This is a genomic window from Elioraea sp. Yellowstone (assembly GCF_006704265.1).
In the GTDB taxonomy this organism is placed as follows: Bacteria; Pseudomonadota; Alphaproteobacteria; order Acetobacterales; family Acetobacteraceae; genus Elioraea.
Window position 1 is genome coordinate 1 of record NZ_VIKA01000075.1, and the last position, 15,994, is coordinate 15,994.

The 15,994-nt window shown below is 73.1% G+C and carries 12 protein-coding genes; 8 read left to right on the forward strand and 4 right to left on the reverse strand.

All coding sequences use genetic code 11. The annotated features are described in order from the left end of the window. From FK498_RS11495 to FK498_RS11515, 5 genes are all read left to right on the forward strand, one after another. A partial coding sequence (locus tag FK498_RS11495) for a DnaA ATPase domain-containing protein (RefSeq protein WP_237560918.1) occupies window positions 1–466 on the forward strand: 466 nt, incomplete at its 5' end. A gap of 66 nt (window positions 467–532) precedes the next feature. Next, window positions 533–2,731, forward strand: a complete 2,199-nt coding sequence (locus tag FK498_RS11500; protein ID WP_237560919.1) for an RNA degradosome polyphosphate kinase — start codon at window positions 533–535, stop codon at window positions 2,729–2,731. Beyond that, window positions 2,731–4,257: a Ppx/GppA family phosphatase gene (locus FK498_RS11505; protein ID WP_141854671.1), complete on the forward strand. Its 1,527-nt coding sequence runs from the start codon at window positions 2,731–2,733 to the stop codon at window positions 4,255–4,257. Before FK498_RS11500 ends, FK498_RS11505 begins: the two co-directional genes overlap by 1 nt. A gap of 109 nt (window positions 4,258–4,366) precedes the next feature. Continuing rightward, window positions 4,367–5,659 carry a hypothetical protein gene (locus FK498_RS11510; RefSeq protein WP_141854673.1) on the forward strand — a complete coding sequence of 431 codons (1,293 nt, stop codon included), beginning with the start codon at window positions 4,367–4,369 and terminating at the stop codon, window positions 5,657–5,659. Window positions 5,660–5,727: 68 nt separating this feature from the next. Continuing rightward, on the forward strand, window positions 5,728–6,978 hold the full coding sequence (locus FK498_RS11515; RefSeq protein ID WP_237560920.1) for an MFS transporter: 1,251 nt from the start codon (window positions 5,728–5,730) through the stop codon (window positions 6,976–6,978). 97 nt (window positions 6,979–7,075) lie between these two features. On the opposite strand, the gene FK498_RS11520 is transcribed toward FK498_RS11515, so the two are convergent. From FK498_RS11520 to FK498_RS11535, 4 genes are read right to left on the reverse strand one after another with little or no spacing between them, the layout of a single operon-like run. Next, on the reverse strand, window positions 7,076–8,182 hold the full coding sequence (locus FK498_RS11520) for an alanine racemase (protein WP_141854677.1): 1,107 nt from the start codon (window positions 8,180–8,182) through the stop codon (window positions 7,076–7,078). Then, window positions 8,182–9,756 carry an ABC transporter substrate-binding protein gene (locus FK498_RS11525; protein ID WP_141854679.1) on the reverse strand — a complete coding sequence of 525 codons (1,575 nt, stop codon included), beginning with the start codon at window positions 9,754–9,756 and terminating at the stop codon, window positions 8,182–8,184. The genes FK498_RS11520 and FK498_RS11525 overlap by 1 nt, the downstream gene beginning before the upstream one ends. Window positions 9,757–9,799: 43 nt before the next feature. Next, window positions 9,800–11,368, reverse strand: coding sequence for a M81 family metallopeptidase (locus FK498_RS11530; protein WP_141854681.1), 1,569 nt, complete (start codon window positions 11,366–11,368; stop codon window positions 9,800–9,802). Continuing rightward, window positions 11,368–12,504 carry a pyridoxal-phosphate dependent enzyme gene (locus FK498_RS11535; protein WP_141854683.1) on the reverse strand — a complete coding sequence of 379 codons (1,137 nt, stop codon included), beginning with the start codon at window positions 12,502–12,504 and terminating at the stop codon, window positions 11,368–11,370. The genes FK498_RS11530 and FK498_RS11535 overlap by 1 nt, the downstream gene beginning before the upstream one ends. 68 nt (window positions 12,505–12,572) lie before the next feature. Between FK498_RS11535 and FK498_RS11540 the strand changes: the two genes are divergently transcribed. The 3 genes from FK498_RS11540 to FK498_RS11550 all read left to right on the forward strand — a co-directional run. Then, window positions 12,573–13,691: a M20/M25/M40 family metallo-hydrolase gene (locus tag FK498_RS11540; RefSeq protein ID WP_141854685.1), complete on the forward strand. Its 1,119-nt coding sequence runs from the start codon at window positions 12,573–12,575 to the stop codon at window positions 13,689–13,691. Between the two features lie 330 nt (window positions 13,692–14,021). Continuing rightward, window positions 14,022–15,458, forward strand: coding sequence for a DNA repair protein RadA (radA, locus tag FK498_RS11545; protein ID WP_141854687.1), 1,437 nt, complete (start codon window positions 14,022–14,024; stop codon window positions 15,456–15,458). Window positions 15,459–15,491: 33 nt separating this feature from the next. Beyond that, the coding region (locus tag FK498_RS11550; protein ID WP_141854689.1) for a CvpA family protein at window positions 15,492–15,994 on the forward strand (503 nt) is incomplete at its 3' end.

A 15,994-nucleotide genomic window follows, 5' to 3' on the forward strand; every position in this document is an offset into this window, starting at 1 on the left:
GGCCTCGGCCGAGCCGCCGGCGCTGATCGGCGCCGCCCGCCACGTGGTGGTCGAGGACGGCGACCGCATCCTCGGCGCCGCCGCGGCGGAGCGCGCCCTGCTCCACCTCCTGAACCTGGTCGCCGAGGGGGGCGGGACGGTGCTGCTGACCGGGCGGCGCCCGCCCGCGCGCTGGCCGGTGACGCTTGCCGATCTGCGCTCGCGGCTGGCCGCCGGGGCTGCGGTCGCGATCGCCGCGCCGGACGAGGCGCTGCTCGCCGCCGTGCTTGCCAAGGCGCTCGCCGACCGCCAGCTCGCCGTCGCGCCCGGAGTCGTGGCCTATCTCGTGCGCCGCCTGCCGCGCAGCTTCGCCGCCATCCAGGCGGCCGCCTGCTGGCTCGATCGGGCCTCGCTCGGCACCGGCCGGCGCATCGGCCGTGCGCTGGCCGCCGAACTCGTCGCGCTCCATGACAATCGCGGGTCGTGAGCCGGCACGGCCTCCCGCCGGGCACCCCGCCTCCTGTATGGTGGCCCCGCTTGGCAGGAGAAGCTCATGAACGAGCTCAGCGATGCCGTGCGCGACGCGGACGTCGGCGGGACCGCCGTGCGGACGATCGGGCCGGCCGATCCCGAACGCTTCATCAACCGCGAGCTCTCCTGGCTCGCCTTCAACACGCGCGTGCTGGAGGAGGCGGCCAATCCGCGCCACCCGCTGCTCGAGCGGGTGCGCTTCATCTCGATCTCGGCCACCAATCTTGACGAGTTCTACTCGGTGCGGGTCGCCGGGCTGATGGGGCAGGCGGCGGCGGGGCTGACCGTGACCAGCCAGGACGGGCTGACGCCGGTCCAGCAGCTCGCCGCGATCCATGCCAAGGCGCAGGAGCTGATGACGGAGCAGCGGCGCGTCTGGGACTCGCTGCGCGGCCCGCTGCGCGCGCAGGGGCTTGCCGTGATCGAGCCCGAGGAGCTGACCGGGCAGGACCACGCCTGGCTCGAGCAGTGGTTCATGGACCGGATCTTCCCGGTGCTGACGCCGCTCGCGATCGATCCGGCGCATCCCTTCCCGTTCATCCCCTCGATGGGCCTCGTGATGGTGCTGAAGCTGCACCGCGAGGAGGACGGCACGACGATGCGCGCGCTCCTGCCGATCCCCGCCCAGCTCGACCGCTTCGTGCGCCTGCCCGAGGGGCCGGGGATCCGCTTCCTGCTGCTCGAGGACGCGATCGGGCTCTTCCTCGCCCGCCTCTTCCCCGGCTTCGAGGTCGCCGGCAAGGGCTTCTTCCGCCTGATCCGCGACAGCGACGTGGAGTTCGAGGAGGAGGCGGAGGATCTGGTCCGCTCCTACGAGAGCGCGCTGAAGCGGCGCCGGCGCGGCAACGTGATCCGGCTCTCGGTGAACAAGGCGATGCCGCCCGACCTGCTCGACTTCGTCGCCGACGAGCTCGATGCCACGCGCGCGGAGATGTTCGTCATCGACGGCATCCTCGGCATCGGCGATCTGAAGCAGATCATCGTCGACGACCGTCCCGACCTGCTGTTCCCGCCCTTCACCGCGCGCTTCCCCGAACGCATCCGCGACTTCGGCGGCGACTGCTTCGCCGCGATCCGCCACAAGGACATCGTCGTCCACCACCCCTACGAGTCCTTCGACGTGGTGGTGCAGTTCCTGCGCCAGGCCGCGCGCGACCCGAACGTGGTGGCGATCAAGCAGACGCTCTACCGCACCAGCCGCGACAGCCCGATCGTGCGCGCGCTGATCGAGGCGGCGGAGAGCGGCAAGTCGGTCACCGCCATGGTGGAGCTGAAGGCGCGCTTCGACGAGGAGCAGAACATCCGCTGGGCGCGCGAGATGGAGGCCGCCGGCGTGCAGGTGGTCTACGGCTTCGTCGAGCTGAAGATCCACGCCAAGATCAGCCTGGTGGTCCGCCGCGAGGGCGGCGCCCTGCGCAGCTATGTCCATTACGGAACCGGAAACTATCACCCCTACACGGCGCGCGTCTACACCGACCTCTCCTTCTTCACCTGCGAGCCCAGGCTGACGCGCGATGCCGCGCGCCTGTTCAACTATATGACCGGCTACGCGCGGCCGGAGACGATGGATGCGATCTCCTTCGCGCCGATCACGCTGCGCCGCGACCTGCTCGCGCTGATCGAGGCCGAGGCGGAGCACGCGCGCGCCGGCCGGCCGGCGACGATCTGGCTGAAGGTGAACTCGCTCGTGGACGGCGAGCTGATCGACGCGCTCTACCGCGCCTCCGCCGCCGGTGTCGCGATCGAGATCATCTGCCGCGGCATCTGCTGCCTCCGTCCGGGCGTGCCGGGCCTCTCCGAGACCATCCGGGTGAAGTCGATCGTCGGGCGCTTCCTCGAGCACGGGCGGATCTTCTGCTTCGGCAACGGCCACCCCATGCCCTCGCGCGAGGCCAAGGTGTTCATCTCCTCGGCCGACTGGATGCCGCGCAACATGGACTGGCGTGTCGAGGTGATGGTGCCGATCTTCAACGAGACGGTGCACGCGCAGATCCTCGACCAGATCATGGTGGTGAACCTGCGCGACGAGGCGCAGTCCTGGCGGCTCGAGCCCGACGGCTCCTACCGCCGCGAGGCCGCGCGCGAGGGGGCGTTCTCGGCGCACGAGTACTTCATGACCAATCCCTCGCTCTCGGGGCGCGGCAGCGCGCTGCACGGCCCGGCGGGCGCGCAGGCGATCCTCGGCACGCGCGAACGCCAGGACCGGGTCGCGCACGACTGATGGCGGCGGGCACCTTCCCGGACGACCGCCCTGGCCTGCCGCGCCGGCTCGGCGTGATCGATCTCGGCTCCAACTCGGTGCGCCTCGTCGTCTTCGAGGGGCTCAGGCGCAATCCGCAGGTCGTCTTCAACGAGAAGTCGATCCTCGGCCTCGGTCGCGGGCTGCAGGCCACGGGCCGGCTGAACGAGGAGGCGATCGGCCACTCCGTCACCGTGCTCGAGCGCTACGTCGTGGTCGCCGCCGCGATGCGCGCCGACCCGCTCGAGGTCCTCGCCACCGCCGCGGTGCGCGACGCGGCGAACGGCGCGGCCTATGTCGAGATGCTGCGCCGGCGCTTCCCCGGCCTGCCGATCCGCGTGCTCGACGGCGACGAGGAGGCGCGGCACGCCGCCGAGGGGGTGCTGTGCGGCATCCCGGAGGCGGACGGGGTGCTCGGCGATCTGGGGGGCGGCAGCCTCGAACTCGCGCGCATCGCCGACGGCCTGCCGGCCGCGACGGCGACGCTCAGGCTCGGCGTGCTGCGGCTGGCCGAGCAGTCGGGCGGCGATGTCGTGCGCGCGCGCGCGCTCGCCGACGAGGCGCTGGCCGCGATCCCGTGGCTCGGCGAGGCCGCCGAGCGCGACCTCTACCTGGTGGGCGGGGCGTGGCGCGCGCTCGCGCGCATCCACATCGGCCAGACCGGCTATCCCCTGCGCGTCGTGCACCACTACACGCTCGCCCGCGAGGAGGCGCGCGACCTCACCGGCGTGATCATCAACCTCTCGCGCAAGACGCTCGAGCGCATCCCCGGCGTTTCGCGCAAGCGGCTCGACACGCTGCCCTTCGCCGCGGTGGTGCTGCGCCGGCTGCTGCGCCGGACCAGGGCCCGGCGCGTGGTGTTCAGCGCCAACGGGCTGCGCGAGGGCTGGTACGCGCGCCATCTGCCCGGGAGCGTGCGCGCCCAGGATCCGGTGATCGCCGCCGGCATGGATCTCTGCCGGCGCTTCAGCCGCAGCGACGACCTGCCGCCGGCGCTGATCGGCTGGACCGCGCCGCTCTTCCCCGACGAGACGCCCGCGCTCCGCCGGCTGCGCGAGGCGGCGTGCTGGGTCGCCGACATCGGCGCGCACGAGCATCCGGAGTACAAGGCCGAACAGGCCTTCCTGCGGCTGATGCGCCAGCCGGGCATCGGCCTCGACCATCATGCGCGCGCCTTCCTCGCCCTCGTCCTGGCGATGCGCCACGAGGCCGATCCGCACGCGGCCTGGCTGCAGCCCGCGCGCGCCCTGCTCGATGCCGGCTCGGCCAGGCGGGCCGAGACGCTGGGGGCGGCGCTCAGGCTCGCCTTCACGCTCTCGGGCGGCACGGCGGCGCTGCTCGGCCTCACCGCGCTCAGGCTCGAACGCGAGCGGCTGGTGCTCAGGCTGGCGCGCGGCGGCGGGGTGTTCGCCGGCGAGAGCGTCTGGCGCCGGCTCGCGCGTCTCGCCGAGGCGCTCGCGCGCGAACCGGCCACCGAGATCGCCCCCGAGGAGGTGGCCGCCGCCTGAGCCCCGCGCGCGACGCGCAGCGTGCGGTTTGTCACACGCATCCCATGCGCGTATTGTTCATGCTCCGAAACCGCAAGCGGTCGGCCGCAGCCGCAGGGCGGAGGATGACATGCCGGACGGACCAGCGATCATTCCGGGCGGGCTGGCGGAGGCGGGGACCGGCGACGCCTCGCTCAAGGCGCTCCGCCAGGTCGAGATCGAGCGTGCGCTGATCGACGTCGCGCTGCTGCGCACCTTCGTCTCCAGCCGCAACGACACCACGCTCGAGCGGGCCTTCGCGGAGTCGTCGTTCCCGGTGAAGCCGCCCGCGGAGACGCCGACCAAGGACGCGTTCCTGCGCCGCCTCGCCGAGCTCGAGGGGATCGGCGTCGAGGGCCTGATGCGCGACCCGGCGGGAGTGGCGTTCCTGTTCGGCGCGCGCGACACGCTGAACGCCGTCGCCGCCCCCGCCGACGCGTACACGATCGCCTTCACCGGCCTCTACTCCGGCGGGCTGCCCGAGGCGGGCACGCTGCGGGAGCGTCCCGACTTCGCCGAGATGCGCCTGCAGGCGCGGCTGAGCAAGGCCGCGATCGGCACGCTCGCGGCGGGCGGCGTGATCGCCGTCATGCTGGCGGTCTGGCTGTCGGTGCACGCGCTCGTGGGCAAGACGGTGCTCGACCAGGTCGGCCAGACCGCGGCGGCGCTCGCGGCGATCGACAAGGAGATCGCCGCCGCCGATACCGAGGCGCTCGCGCGCCTCGACCCCAAGCCGGGACCCTGGATGGCGATCGTGCCGCGGCTGTGCGACCGGATGTCGATCCTGCCGAACCTCGCCAATCCCGAGCCGCCGCTCTACGGCTACGAGGGGCCGGAGCACTGGCTGCTCTGCGACCGACGGCGCGAGGCGAAGTTCCGCAACGACGTCGCCAGGTCCGAGCTCGCCACCTGGATCGACACCACGCTCAGCCCGCCGATGAGCTGGCTGCCGGGGCTGTCGGTGCGCAACGTCGAGATGCACACGAGCTACACGAGCGAACAGGTGGGCCGCGCGCTCCTCAGCTCGCTCGGCGTCTACTACCTGCCGGTGCTGTTCGGCCTGCTCGGCGGCGCGGTCTATGCGGTGCGGCGGCTGAACCAGAAGATCGTCTCGAGCGAGCTCCATCCGCGCGACTGGCGGCACGCCCTGTTCCGCATCTTCATGGCGTTCCTGCTGGGCGGCTGCATCGGCCTGTTCTTCAGCCCGGAGGGCACGAAGTTCGACGGTCCGAACGGCGAGATCACGCTCTCGATCGCGGCACTCTCGTTCCTCGCCGGCTACTCGGTCGAGGTGGTGTTCCGCTTCTTCGACATGGTGATCACCCAGGCGCTGCGGGTCGTGCACGCGGTCGCCCCGGCCGCGACCGCGGGCCGGGCGACCTGACCGCCGGCCGCGGCGGCAACCCTGCCCCCACGCCGGCGCCGTAGCCAGGCGGCAGGCGCTGTGGCCCGATGCGCGGCATGTCGCGCATCCCGCACGGTCGGCCGGACGACATCGACGGGCGTCGCGCCTGGCTCCGACTCGCCGTGTGCATGGTGCTCGCCACGCTCGGCAGCGTCGGCATGTGGTCGATCGTGGTCGTCATGCCGGCGGTGCAGGCCGAGTTCGGCGTCGGCCGGGGCGAGGCCTCGGCTCCCTACACGCTCACCATGCTGGGTTTCGCCGCCGGCAACGTGCTGCTCGGGCGGATCACGGACCGCACTGGCGTGATCCCGCCGCTGCTCGGCGGCATCGCCTGTCTCGGCCTCGGCTACGGATGCGCCGCCGCGGTCGGCGCCGTCACCCCCTTCGCGATCCTGCAGGGCGTGATCGGCTTCGGCGCGGCCGCGACCTTCTCGCCGCTGATCGCCGACCTCTCGCACTGGTTCCGCCGCCGCCGCGGCATCGCGGTCGCCGCCGCCGCGACCGGCAACTACGTCGCCGGCGCGGTCTGGCCGCTGGCGATGCAGCTCACGCTCCCGGCCCATGGCTGGCGCGTCACCTATCTCGTCATCGCCGCCGTCTGCGTGCTGCTGATGGCGCCGCTCGCGGCGCTGCTGCGCGCGCGTCCGCCGCCCCATCCCGGCGGCGCCGAGGCGGCGGCGCAGGCACGCCGGCTGAGCGCCGCGGGGCTGACGCCGCGGTCGCTGCAGGTCCTGCTCGCGATCGCGGGGCTCGGCTGCTGTGTCGCGATGTCGATGCCGCAGGTGCACATCGTCGCCTACTGCGTCGATCTCGGCTTCGGCGTGGCGCGCGGTTCGGAGATGCTCGCGCTGATGCTGGCGGGGGGCGTGGTCAGCCGTCTCGCCTCGGGCGCGCTCGCGGACCGGTTCGGAGCCGTGCGCGTGCTGCTGGCGGGCTCGGTGCTGCAGGCGCTGTCGCTCGCCGCCTACATCCCGTTCGACGGGCTCGCCTCGCTCTATCTCGTCTCGGCCGTGTTCGGCCTCTCGCAGGGCGGCATCGTGCCGTCCTACGCGCTGATCGTGCGCGAGTACCTGCCGGCTGGCGAGGCGGGGCGGCGCGTCGGCATCGTCATGACCATGACGATCATCGGGATGGCGGTCGGCGGCTGGCTGTCGGGGGCGATCTACGACCTCACCGGCTCCTACCGCGCGGCGTTCCTGAACGGGATCGCGTGGAACGTGCTGAACATCCTGATCGTGCTGTTCATCCTGTTCTCGGTCGCGCGCGGGCGGCCCGAACCCGCCGTCCGGGCGGCGTGACGCGCCCGAGCGGTTTCCAGACGGGTGGAAACCGCTCGGGCCGGTGGATGGGAGCATCTTCACGCATCCGGCTGAGCCCAGCCGCGTGCGACCTGCCCTACCAGGCGTTCACGCGCGGCCAGACCGCGACCACCTCGTCGGCCGCGCCGTCCACCACGTGGTAGCGGTCGTAGGCCGCGGCCGTCAGGCAGGCGTGGTTCGGCAGCACGCGCACCTTCGCGCCCACGGGCAGCGCCTCGAAGGGCAGCGGCCGGTCGCATTCCACCACGCCGTGCTCCTGGTAGGCGCGCGTGACGATCGCCTCGCCGAACGACGCCCGCCCGGCCAGGTCGACCAACAGGCCGAAGCCGTAGTCCTTCGCCATCCCCTGCGTGCCGCGGTCCTTCGAGAGCGCGAGCGCGCCCGCATCGATCAGGAGGCGGTTCTGCGCCGGCCTGCGCCCGATCACGCTCGCCAGAACCGAGATCGCGACATCCTCCATCTTCTGCGTGTGCAGCTCCACCTGCATCAGGTCGCCGAACATGTAGACGCCCGCGCGCACCTCGGTGACCCCCTCGAGCGAGGCGGCGTGCAGCGCGGTCGGCGAGGAGCCCATCGAGACGATGCCCACCTGGTGCCCCGCCGCGCGCAGCCGTTCCGCCGCGCGCACGATGCCGGCGCGCTCCGCCTCGGCGATGGCGCGGATCTCCGCCACGCTGCGCCCCGCATAGGAGTGGCCGGCATGGGTGAGCACGCCCGCGAAGCGCGGCCCGAGCGCGGCGGCGATCGCCGGCAGGGCGTCGTCATCCGCGGCAACACCGCCGCGGCTCTCGCCCACGTCGACCTCGGCGAGCGCGCGGATCCGCCCCGGATGGGCGGCGACCGCGCGCGCGGTCTCGACATCGTCGGTGATCACCTTGACATCCGCGCCCCTGGCGTTCAGCGCCGCCACCGCATCGAGCTTGGCGGGCACGATGCCGACCGCGTAGATCTGGTCGCGGAACCCCGCCTCGGCGAAGTGCCGCGCCTCGGCGAGCGTGCTGACCGTGATCGGGCCGAAGGCGGGGGCGGCGAGCATCGCCACGTCGATGCTCTTCGCGGTCTTCAGGTGCGGGCGCAGCGTCACACCGTGGCGGCCGACCGCCTCGGCCATCATGCGCAGGTTGCGCCCGAGCGCCGCCCGGTCGAGCAGCAGCGCGGGCGTGGGCAGGTCGGCGAGGCGCATCACCGCTTCCTGATCTCGTGGGCGAGGAACCGGCCGTCGTTGAAGGGCTCGACGATCAGCCCCTGACGCGCGGCGTACACGTAGGAGGGGTAGTAGACGAAGATGATGATCGTCTCCTCCTCAAGCGCGATGCGCGCCGCCTCTGCGAACAGCGCGTTGCGCTTCGCATCGTCCATGGTCGCCAGCGCCTCGCGCACCAGCGCATCGGCGCGCGGCGAGGCGTGGCGCGTGCGGTTCGCGCTGCCGAGGCCGCCGGCGCGGTCGTAGGAGTGCACGAGCGCCCGGTACATGGTCGAGACGTCCGAGGCGCCGTACTGTGCGGCCATCACCGAGAAGGTCTGGCGGCTCGCCTGGGCGAAGAAGGTGGCGTTGGGCTGCAGCGCCACCTCGGTCTGCACCCCGATCCGGGTCCAGAACTGCGCGATCGCCTGCGCCACCTTGTCGTCATTCGGGTAGCGGTCGTTGGTGGCGTGCAGGGTGACGCGGAACCCGTCCGCGAGCCCGGCCTCGGCGAGCAGGCGCCGCGCGCGGTCGGGGTCGTAGGGCGTGGGCTTCAGGTCCGGGTTCGTCCCCGGCGTGCCCTCCGGCAGCAGGTTCGCCGCCGGCGTGGCCGCCCCCTCGAGCACGCGCTCGATGATCGCGGTGCGGTCGATCGCGTGGCTCAGCGCCTTGCGCACGCGCACGTCCTTCAGCGGATTCGGCGTCAGCGGGTTGCCCGCGCGATCGCGCACGAAGGGGCTCTCGTCGCGATCCATGTCCATCGCCACGTACATCACGCGGCTGCCCGGGATCTGCGTCAGCGTGATCCGGCGGTCGGTGCGCAGCCGCGGCAGGTCGGCGAGCGAGACCTCGTCGATCGCGGCCACCGCGCCGGAGAGCAGGGCCGCCGTGCGCGCGGCGTCGTTCGAGACCGTGCGGATCGTCACGCGCGACCACGGGCTCCGCTCGCCCCACCAGTTGGGGTTCGCGCGCAGCTCCAGCACCTCGCCGGGCCGGTACGTCTCGAGCACCCAGGGGCCGGAGAAGACGGCGGCGCGGCCGGCGTTGAAGTCGTCGGTCTTCACGCCCTCGCCGAGCGACCTCGACACGATGAAGATGCGTGCCATGTCGATCGGGATGAAGGGGTAGGGGGTGCGCGTGCGGATGCGCAGCCGGCGCGGATCGGCCACCTCCACCGCCTCGATCGCGCGGGTGAAGATGACGTAGCTGCCGGGGCTGCCCTCGATGCGCGGGACGCGCCGGAGGCTGAAGGCGACATCCTCGGCGGTGATCGGCGTGCCGTCGGAGAACTTCGCCTCCGGGCGCAGCGTGAACTCCCAGGTCTGGTCATCGACCGCGCGCCAGGACTGCGCGATGCCGGGGCGGAGCTCCTTGGTCGGGCTCTCGCGGATCAGGCGGAAATAGAGGTGCTCGAGCGTGTTGTCGGTCTCGCCGGCGAAGCGGAAATGCGGGTCGAGCGACGAGGGGCCGAGCTTGATCCCCATGGTGAGCGGCTCGGCCAGCGCCGGCGCGGCCAGCCCGGCCGCGAGTGCCGCCGCCAGAATGCCCTTCCTCAGCGGAATGTCCCTTCTCATCCGTGCCTCCCTCGACGCCTCTGCCGATGGTCCAACGAACCGCTCAGCGCCGCAACTGCCGCGGCGACCAGGTGACGCCCTCGTCGAGCGGGATCACCGGACGGGGCAGGCGCTGCCACTCGAAGCGGCTGAGGACCGGGCTCGTCAGGCCGGGTGCGTCGACCTCGACGATGCGGTCGTTGGTGAAGAACTCGTCGAAGCCGCCGCGGAAATGCCCGCGCGACTTCACCACCACCGACCGGGCCCGGCCGATCTCGAGCCCGAGCATCTCGAAGAAGGCCGGATCGGCGCATTGCGTGCGGAACGAGACCACCACCACCGTGATGCCCCCGAGATCGAGCGCCGCCGAGGGGCCGAGCCGCATGTCGCGCCCGGCGAAGATGCCGCGCCGTCCGGTGACCCGCCCGTCCGCGAGCGCGCGCACCGTGGCGGGGGCGGAGAACGGCTTGGAGAAGGCGTTGGTCTCGGCGGTGTTGAAGCGCGCCTCGATCGCGGCGCCGCTTCCGGCCGCGTGCGCGGCGGCGGCGAGCGGCGGATCGTAGACGATGCCGACGAGGCAGTCCCGCACGCCCGCGCGGTGGAACGCCTCGAGGATGTACATGGTGTTGCCGCGCCCGCCGCCGCCGGGATTGTCGGCGACGTCGGCGAAGCAGAGCGCGGGCAGCCCCGGATCCTCGCCGGCGGCCTTCGCCTTCGCGGTCGCCTCGGCGAGCGGCGTGAGCCTGGCCCTGAACCGCCTGCGGTTCGACCAGCCGAGGGCGGCGATCTCCTCCGCCAGCGCCTCGGCCGCGGCCTCGTCGCCCCGGCGCGCGGTCACCACCACGGCGAGCCCGTTCTTCGGCGTGTCGCTGTAGGCGAAGCCGCCCATCACCGAGACGTTCAGGATCCGCCCGACATACTCCGGGTCGGCGATGCGCCGCTGGCCGAGATCGATCATCTCGCCATAGGGGCGGTCGGTCGCATCGGGTCCGGTCAGCATGGTGACGGTCGGCGGGATGATCGGCAGGCGGATCAGGCTGCGCGTCGTCTTCGTGCCGCGCAGGAGCGCGCGCACGTGCCCCGCCGCCTCCTCGCCGCGCTGGCGCATGTCCAGGTGCGGGTTGGTGCGGTAGCCGACGAACACGTCGACATTGTCCACCATCGCCTCGGAGATGTTGGCGTGCAGGTCGAAGGTGGCGACCACAGGCACGTCCGGCCCGACCACCTCGCGCACCATCGCCAGGATGTCGCCGTCGGGGTCGGTGCGCGCGGTGGAGAGCCCCGCGCCATGCATGCAGGCATAGACGGCGTTCAGCGGCTTCGCCCGCTCGAGCCCCCTGCGCCAGATGCGCATCATCTCGGCGAAGTCCGCCTCCTCCACCGGCCCGTTCGGCTCGGCCATGGCGAGCAGGATCGGCACCGGCTGCCACGGCCCGGTCGCGTCCATCGCCGCGACGAAGCCCGGCACCTCGCCGAGCGCGATCGGCGCGGCGGAGCGCGCATCGGCGATGATCGCGTCGCGCTCGAGCCAGACCGCGGCCTCGAAGTCCGCGCGCGTGGCCGGGGGGGCGAAGGCGTTGCACTCGATCGAGAAGCCGAGGATGGCGATGCGCGGCGGCGGGAGCGGGGGCATCAGAGCGTCATTCCCATCAGTTCGGCGATCCGCGGCGTCGCCTTGAGCCCGGTGCCGGTGAGCACCAGCACGGTGGTCTCCTCCGCGCCGATCGTGCCGGAGGCGTGCAGCCTGGCGAGCGCGGCGGCGGCGGAGGCGCAGGTCGGCTCGACATAGATGCCGATGCGCGCGAGCGCGAAGAGCGCCGCCTCGATCTCGGCTTCCGTCACCGCGACCGCCCCGCCTTCCGAGGCGCGCAGCGCGCCCAGCACCTCGCGCAGGCGGATCGGCTGCGCGATCGCCGTGCCCTCGGCGATGGTGGGTCCGATCTCGCAGGGCACGGGCTCGTCCCGGCCGGCGAGGAACGCGGCGACGATCGGCGCGACATTGGCCGGCTGCACCGCGAACAGGCGGGGGAGGCGCGCGATCGCGCCGGCGCGCAGCAATTCGCCGAAGCCGATCTCGCAGCCGAGCACGTTCGAGCCCGCCCCGCACGGGATGATGACGTTGTCGGGTGCGCGGAAGCCGAGATCCTCCCACAGCTCGTAGGCGAGCGTCTTGGTGCCGTGCAGGAAGAAGGGATGCCAGTTGTGCGAGGCGTAGAAGACGCGCTCGGCCTGGCGCAGCGCCGCCTCGGCGCAGTCCTGGCGGCTGCCGGGCACGCGCTCGATCTCCGCGCCGTGCGCCCTCATCTGCACGATCTTGGCGGGCGAGGTCGCGGCGGGGACGAGGATCTTCGCCCGCATTCCGCCGGCCGCGGCATAGGCCGCGATCGCCGCGCCGCCGTTGCCGGAGCTGTCCTCCAGCACGGCGGTGACGCCCTGCGCCCGCAGCCCCGAGAGCATCACCGAGGCGCCGCGGTCCTTGAAGCTGCCGGTGGGGGCGAACCATTCGAGCTTGAGGAGCGCGCGCACGCCGTCGAGGCGGCGCTCGATCAGGGGCGTGCAGCCCTCGCCCATCGTGATCGGCACGACCTCGGGCCCGAAGGGGAGGGCGCGGCGGTAGCGCCAGAGGCTGCGCGTGTCGCGGTCGATCTCCGTGCGGGCGATGCCGGGCAGGGGCGTGAGCAGCAGCGGGTTGCCGTCGTCCGAACGCCAGCGCGGGGTGGCGAGCGGAAAGGTCCGGCCGGTGCGGGGGTCGAGATAGGCGGGGGTCATGCGGCGCGCAGGGTTGCCGAAGCGGGTCCGCCCTGCAAGGCTGGCGGCGACACGGGAGCACCCTTGCGATGACCGACGATTCCGGCGAGCGCACGCTTCGCCTCGCGCGCGACCTGGTCGCGATCGACAGCCGCAGCGCGGTGTCCAACATCCCGATCGCGGAGCGGATCGAGGCCGAGCTTGCGGGCTTCGAGGTGGAGCGGCTCGACTGGACCGACCCGAACGGGGTGCCCAAGCGCGCGCTGGTCGCGCATCGCGGGCCGGCGCGCGGCGGGGCCGCGTTCAGCGCGCACATGGACACGGTGCCCGAGACCGGCTGGACCACCGATCCGTGGCAACCCCGCATTGCCGACGGCAAGCTCTACGGGCTTGGCGCCAACGACATGAAGGGCCCGCTCGCGGCGAGCCTGGTCGCGGCGCGGATGGCCCCGCCCGACCTGCCGCTCAGCCTTCTCTACACCTTCGACGAGGAGACGACGAAGGCGGGCGCGCGGCTGATCGCGGAGAGGAGCGCGCTGATGCGGCGCTGCGCGCCCAAGGGGATCGTCGTGGTCGAGCCCTCGGCGATGCAATGCGTGCGCGGTCATCGCGTGCACGTGCAGTTCACCGCGACCGCGACCGGCGTGCAGGCGCATTCCTCGACCGGCAAGGGGAGGAACGCGAATCTCGACCTGATCCCGTTCCTCAACGCGCTCCTGCCGATCCACCGCCGCCTGCGCGAGGATCCCGCGTGGCAGGATCCGGCCTATGATCCGCCGTTCAGCGACTTCAACATCGTCATCGACAACCACGGCACGGCGGCGAACGTGACGGTCGCGCGCGCCACCGCCCACATCAAGTTCCGCTACAGCCGCAATGTCGATCCCGCGCCCGTGATCGCCGCGGTGCGGGAGGCGGCGGCGCGGTTCGGGGTGGCGCTCGAGGAGCGCCACGAGGGCGCGCCGCCGCAGCTGCCGGAGGATCATCCGCTGGTCGCGCTTGCGGTGGCCGAGACCGGCAGGCCTGCCAGGACCGCGCCCTACGGCACGGACGCCTCGGAGCTGCAGGCGATCGCGCCCTGCATCGTGCTGGGCCCGGGCGCGGTGGACACGGCGCATACGCCGGACGAGCACATCGCGGTGGCGGATCTGGCCGCCGCCCCGCCCGTGCTGCTGCGGATCGCGGCCCGGATCGCCGCCCTGCCCTAGCACAGATCTGTCGCGCGTCGCGGCGGTGGACCTGTCGGTTCCGCCTGGCCGGGGGAGCCGTCACGGCGCCGCGGTCCGACCGTCCCGCCGGATCGGATCGCCCTCATGGTCGCGCTCGCGCGGATGATGGCGGGGGGCTCTCACGCAGGCCGATCAGCGGCGCGCACATCGCGCTTGCGACGGCGGCGGCCGCATCTCGGCTATGGCCACCGGGGACGCAGGCAATTCGAACCATCCGACAGTTCGTCGGCCGAGATGGTCAGGGGGACACGCGAAGACACGCCGAAAACCCCTCGACACCCTGCCCCTCCACCCCCTAACCCCCACCCCATGCCCAAACCCGCCTCCCGCCATGTCTGCCAGTCCTGCGGCGCGGTCGCGCCCAGATGGGCGGGCCAGTGCGCCGCCTGCGGGGCCTGGAACACCATCGTCGAGGAACCGGCCGACTCCCGCCCCGGCCCCGCCGGCAAGGGCGGCCCGGCCGCCGGCGGCCGTCCCGTCGCCGTCGTCGGGCTGAGGGGCGAGACCGCGGCACCCCCGCGCGCCGCCACCGGCATCGCCGAGCTCGACCGGGTGCTCGGCGGCGGGCTCGTGCCCGCCTCGGCCGTGCTGGTCGGCGGCGATCCGGGGATCGGCAAATCGACGCTCCTGCTCCAGGCCGCGGCCGCGCTCGCCCGCGCCGGCAGGCGCGTGCTCTACATCTCGGGCGAGGAGGCGGTGGAGCAGGTGCGGCTCCGCGCCGCCCGCCTCGGCCTCGCCGACGCCCCGCTCGGCCTCGCCGCCGCGACCTCCTTGCGCGACATCGCCGCCACGCTGGAGGCCGAGCGCGACGCCACGCTCGCGGTGATCGATTCGATCCAGACGCTCTGGCTCGACAGCCTCGACTCCGCCCCCGGCACGGTGGCGCAGGTGCGCGCCTGCGCTTCCGAGCTGATCCGCCTCGCCAAGACGCGCGGCTTCGCGCTGATCCTGGTCGGCCATGTCACCAAGGAGGGCGCGATCGCGGGGCCGCGCGTGCTCGAGCACATGGTCGATGCCGTGCTCTACTTCGAGGGCGATCGCGGCCACGCCTTCCGCATCCTGCGCGGGGTGAAGAACCGCTTCGGCGCGACCGACGAGATCGGCGTGTTCGAGATGACCGGGCAGGGCTTGGTCGAGGTCGCCAACCCGTCGGCGCTGTTCCTGGCCGAACGGCGCGGCAACGTCGCGGGCTCGGCGGTGTTCGCCGGCGTCGAGGGCACGCGGCCGGTGCTGGTCGAGATCCAGGCCCTGGTGGCGAGGGCCGAGGGTGGCTCGCCCCGCCGCGCGGTGATCGGCTGGGACGGGGCGCGGCTGGCACTCCTGCTCGCGGTGCTGGAATCGCGCTGCGGACTCGGGCTGCACCAGCACGACGTCTACCTGAACGTCGCGGGGGGCCTGCGCGTGACCGAACCGGCGGCCGATCTCGCGGTCGCCGCCGCGCTCGTCTCCGCGCTCGCCGACCAGCCGACCGATGCCGGGATGGTGTTCTTCGGCGAGATCGGGCTCTCGGGCGAGGTGCGCATGGTCGCGCAGGCCGAGGCGCGGCTGAAGGAGGCGGCCAAGCTCGGCTTCACCGCGGCCTGTTGCCCCAAGCGCGTGGCCGCGCGCGGCCGCCCGCTCGCCGCGCCCGAGGGGGTCGCGCTGTGGGAGATCGGCCACCTCGCCGATCTGGTCGCGCGGCTCGCCGCTCACAGGCAGGGGAGGCGTGCGTCGCCGCGTCTGGCCCCGGGGGCGGGTTCCGGCTAGGGAGGGAGCCCCGCTCCCGCCACAGCCGCGCGCATGCCCTGGCTCGACATCGCCGTCCTCGCCGTTCTCGCCGTCTCGGGCCTGCTTGCGCTCGTGCGTGGCTTCGTGCGCGAGGTGCTCTCGATCGCCGCGTGGGTCGGGGCGGCGGCGGCCGGCATCTTCGGCTACCCGCATCTCGCGCCGCATCTCGAAGGCCTGTTCGGCGTGGTCGAGAAGGGGCCGATCGCCAACATCGCCGCGGGCGGCGCGATCGCGCTGGCGGCCCTGATCGTCTTCTCCCTGCTCGCCGGGGTGATCGCGGACCGGGTGCAGGAGAGCGCGCTCGGCGCGGTCGACCGCACGCTCGGGCTCGTCTTCGGGCTCGTGCGGGGTGCCGTGCTGCTCTGCCTCGCCTATATTGCGGCGGCGTGGCTCCAGCCGCCGGAGCGCTGGCCTCCGTGGGCGTCCGAGGCGCGCACGCGCCCGGCGCTGGAGGCGGGCGGGGCCTGGATCGTGCGCCAGCTGCCGCCGGGGCTCCTGCCGGCGCCGCCACGCAC